At 61.4% G+C, this 1,057-nt stretch carries 1 protein-coding gene; it reads right to left on the bottom strand.

Translation table 11 applies throughout. The annotated features are described in order from the left end of the window. A partial coding sequence (locus AB4Y84_RS22325) for an ATPase, T2SS/T4P/T4SS family (RefSeq protein WP_442251015.1) occupies positions 1-1,057 on the bottom strand: 1,057 nt, incomplete at both ends.

Raw genomic sequence — 1,057 nt, 5'->3', positions numbered from 1 at the left:
AGACAGCACCATGTGACCGGTCTGCGCAGCCTTGATCGCAATTTCCGCCGTTTCCAGATCGCGGATTTCGCCCACCATGATGATGTCCGGATCCTGTCGCAGGAACGAACGCAGCGCCGCGGCAAAGGTCATGCCGCGCTTGTTGTTCTGCTGCACCTGGTTGACGCCGGGCAGTCGGATTTCCACCGGATCTTCGGCAGTGGAAATATTACGCGTCTCATCGTTGAGGATACCCAGCGCGGTATACAGCGACACCGTCTTGCCCGAACCGGTCGGGCCGGTCACCAGCACCATGCCGTAAGGCTTGTGGATCGCCTCCAGGAACAGCTTCTGCTGCTCTGGCTCATAACCCAGCTTGTCGATGCCAAGCTTCGCCGCGCTGCCATCGAGGATACGCAGCACCACCTTCTCACCGAACAGGGTGGGCAGCGTGCTGACACGGAAGTCGATCTGCCGGGTCTTGGACAGGTTGAGCTTGATGCGGCCATCCTGCGGCACGCGCTTTTCCGCGATATCCAGCTGCGCCATCACCTTCAGGCGTGCAGCGATACGCTGGTTGAGCTTGGTCGGCGCGCGCGCGACCATCTTCAGCAGGCCGTCGATGCGCAGACGCACGCGGTAGTCGTCTTCGTACGGCTCGAAGTGGATGTCCGACGCGCCCTTGCGGATGGCGTCGATCAGTACTTTGTTGATGAACTTGACCACCGGGGTGTCGTCGCCCTTGGCGTCGATGCCGCTGTCGGTGTTGCCCATCTCATCGTCGCCACCGCCGATGTCAAGGTTGGCCATGCCCTCGTCATCGCCGCCCAGGGCATCGCCGATGGTGTCGTGGCTGGCGTGCCACTGCTCCAACGTGCGGCGGATCTGGTCCTCGTCCACCAGAATCGGTTCCACCACCAGATTGGTGTGGAACTTGATCTCGTCCAGAGAATGGGTGGGGTTGCTGGTGCCGACGAACAGCTTGCTGCCGCGCTTGAACAGCGGCAGCACGTTGTGCTTGCGCAGCAATTCTTCGCTGACCAGGCTCATCGCGTTCTGGCTGCTGTCGAAGGTAGAC

The organism is Stenotrophomonas sp. 2YAF22 (assembly GCF_052114665.1).
Taxonomy (GTDB): Bacteria; Pseudomonadota; Gammaproteobacteria; order Xanthomonadales; family Xanthomonadaceae; genus Stenotrophomonas; species Stenotrophomonas indicatrix.
The sequence above is the reverse complement of the archived record's forward strand: the minus strand, read 5'-3'. Positions and strand labels throughout refer to the sequence as shown.